General features: G+C 39.6%; 3 protein-coding genes and 1 pseudogene. 3 read left to right on the top strand and 1 reads right to left on the bottom strand.

From position 1 onward, the window contains the following. Positions 1 to 100 precede the first annotated feature (100 nt). Together PARA125_RS09890 and PARA125_RS09635 are read left to right on the top strand one after the other, a co-directional pair. Positions 101 to 414, top strand: a pseudogene (locus PARA125_RS09890) (transposase family protein); the annotation flags it as partial. Between the two features lie 382 nt (positions 415 to 796). Continuing rightward, positions 797 to 1,393 (top strand): IS982 family transposase, encoded by a 597-nt coding sequence (locus tag PARA125_RS09635; RefSeq protein WP_213158675.1) that lies wholly within the window; start codon positions 797 to 799, stop codon positions 1,391 to 1,393. Positions 1,394 to 1,463: 70 nt separating this feature from the next. Here the strand turns inward: PARA125_RS09635 and PARA125_RS09630 are convergent, their stop codons facing one another. Further along, a complete protein-coding gene (locus PARA125_RS09630; RefSeq protein ID WP_213158674.1) occupies positions 1,464 to 1,622 on the bottom strand; it encodes a hypothetical protein in 159 nt (52 codons plus the stop codon). Between the two features lie 233 nt (positions 1,623 to 1,855). On the opposite strand from PARA125_RS09630, the gene PARA125_RS09625 reads away from it, so the two are divergent. Next, positions 1,856 to 3,022 (top strand): hypothetical protein (locus PARA125_RS09625; RefSeq protein WP_213158673.1); only part of this gene is annotated, 1,167 nt, incomplete at its 3' end.

The following is a 3,022-nucleotide window of genomic DNA, read 5'->3' as shown; positions in this document are numbered from 1 at the left end:
GAATCGGTGTTATTATCTAAGGGAAGAGCCGTATGCGGTAATTCCGCACGTACGGATCTGTACGGGGGGTGTTGAGTAATCGACATTCCTACCGTAACCCTTAAAGACACAAATTGCGGTAGATAAGAAACGACAGCAAGTCATTTGCACCGTATTTTCCCGAGGGAAGCGGCATGATTTTCGATTGTTCAAAGAGCCAAAAATTCGAATTCATCCTTCGGTAAGTGTATTGACTGATAGCGGATATCAAGGGCTTTAGAGATTACATACTAAAACGCAAATGCCCAAAAAAAGGGGAAAAAGTATCCGCTCACAAAGGAGGACAAGCAAAATAACCGCCAATTTTCTAGTGGTCGTACGCTTAATGAAAATGCTATCGGCAGCCTGAAGCGGTTTAAGATCATCTCCGAAAAGTTATTTAAAAGCGTATAACCCAGTGAATTTCGAAAGAGGCTTATTTTCTCTTGAAAGGGAAAATAAAATTTATCTACCCTTCAACCTTATTTACGCAAATATTTTGACAGGTCTATTTCTCTTGCTACTTATTTTAACGTTAGTTCGATTTTAAAATAGAGCCATTTCAAGAAAAGAATTGCAAGAAAAGGCTTCCCTATTGGTGAATGTTTGTTACGACACCAGACTAAACCAAAGGGGAAGCAAGATGATTTGTTTGGCTGAGCTGTTTTGCAGTATAGATGGCCTTTGAAAAAATTTCGAGGGATTATGCAAACAAAGATGGCTAGCTGAAGGGAAGAAAGCTCCAAAAAGAGAGCCTGGATTATGCCCAAGCGAGACCATGACATTAGTCATTTTATTTCATATGGTCTGTTACAGAAATTTTAAAACCTTCTACAACAGTTACGTACATAACTACTTAAAACGGGAGTTTCCCCATATTCCCAGCTATAACCGGTTTGTAGAACTAAAAAGACAGCTTGCATTTCCCCTGCATTGCTATCTGCTGACTCGTCTTGGAAAATGCACAGGCATTTCCTTTATTGATTCCGCCTCAATAGCAGTTTGTCATCCCAAGCGTATACACCAGCATAATAAGATGTTTAAAGGGATAGCAAAGCGAGGAAAAACCTCTGTCAGTTATTTTTACGGCTTCAAACTGCACCTAGTTGCTAATGAAGAAGGAGAACTACTAGCTTATATGATTACAACTGGCAATATAGACGATAGAAAGCCCGTTCCTATCTTAACTGAGAAGCTTTTTGGAAAAAAATTCGGGGATAAAGGTTACCTTTCCTCAGAGTTATTTAAGAAAATGATGGAAAAAGGAGCGCAACTTATCGCCAAGATAAAAACAAACATGCGAAATAAACTTATGCCTTTAAACGTGGGCCTTCATTCATTCCCACTCTCTTACTCATCAAAGGCGAAAAACTAATTAAATTTTTAGTTTCATGCAAGTTTTTTAGTTAGAGGTTAAAAATTTGATAAAGTGCCTTTAACAAAGCTCATAAAAGTCTTTGTTGTTCCCTTATCCTTTGCTCAGCGAAAGGAAAAAGATAGCTCAGGTTAGTTAACTGAGTTTCCAACCCTACAATCTGGTTTTCTTTTAAAATATCTTGCTGAAAAACCTCTAGCCGCCACCGATACCCTTGCAAATTTTTCATCTTTTTTCTTATCAAAGGGGCAAGTTGCAGATATTGCTACAATACTTTAATAGAATTTGCTAAAGGCCCTTTACCAAATTTTTAACCTCTAACTAAAAAACTTGCATGAAACTAAAAATTTAATTAGTTTTTCGCCTTTGATGAGCAAGAGAGTGGGAATGAGTGAAGACCCACGTTTCAGAGTTTTAAAGCGTATTTTTCATTAAACGTAGTATTTAGCCAAAGAGTTGATTATGTCTATTCCACACGATTTTCCAGCGATCCAACGGTTTGAAAAGTTAGGAGATACCGATTGGGAAACCCTTAAAAGAACCTACGTCATGACCTTGCGTCCGGAAGAAGGATCTCAGCTGCTGGCTACCCAGCAGATGCAAGAGCATATAGAGGATCGCGATATCGTAGACTATGCCAGCTACCGCGAAGCCATCTTAAGAATTTTTCCTGCCACTTATTTTAACTTAACCGCCGAGCCCACGGGTGTTCTAGCGAAAACACCGCAGGGAGGGTATACCTTTAAGGCCACTTGGTATCATTTTATAGTCACGCAAAAAACCTCTCACTTGCCTGCAGGCTTAGCAAAGCCCGCCAAGTGTATCGTTGCGATTAAAGCTCCAGGAAGTCGTAAATTAACCTCAGATATTGACACTTCTATCCATACTACCTTTAAAGGCGAAAGCTCTTTTTTTGAGCGTGCGGCCCCCAGAGTTAAAACAAAAGGGCCCAATTTTGAAGGAAGGGTCAGCAATGCGGTGATTGAGGGTTTTTATGAAATTACGGAAGAACTATTCAAGATGACTTCTGCTGCGCAGCGAGATTCAAATGCCTATATAGACGCCCTAGTAAATGATCAAGAAAACTATCCAAAGTTCTTGCACGACGAAGAAAATAACCCCTCCATTCAAGGAAAAAGGCTCTTTTCGGCAGAAGAATTTACGGCCCTATTTAAAGAGTTTAAATACAAGAAACACGTGCAAGAAATGGCGGCGAGTTTATTTTCTTTGCGCTGCAGTTTGGAAATAGAAGAGTGGCAGGAATTTAAAGGGTTAGTTAAGAAAAAGCTAAGCAAAATACTTACCTCCGAATTGTCTGAAGAGGGCTTAGAAAACCACCTTTCACACTGCCAAGGGGATTACGAAGCCATTTTTCAAGAGGTAGAAAAAATACATAACACCCATTCAGCAAAGCTGAAAGCTAAAATTGAAGAGCTGCGTCTATCAGATTTAGTTCCGGTACGCAAACCAGACATTCCGATTGCTGCCCTTAACAGGCTTTATGTGGAGTATTTGGAAGAATGCACAACTTGCCATGGGCAAATCCTCCATTTAAAAAGCCAGAAACAGACTTTAATCCATAGCCTAGACAAAGAAACACAAGCATTAAACAAGGAGCTAACGGTCTTA

The sequence above is a fragment of the Parachlamydia sp. AcF125 genome (assembly GCF_018342475.1).
Taxonomy (GTDB): Bacteria; Chlamydiota; Chlamydiia; order Chlamydiales; family Parachlamydiaceae; genus Parachlamydia.
The sequence above is the reverse complement of the archived record's forward strand: the minus strand, read 5'-3'. Positions and strand labels throughout refer to the sequence as shown.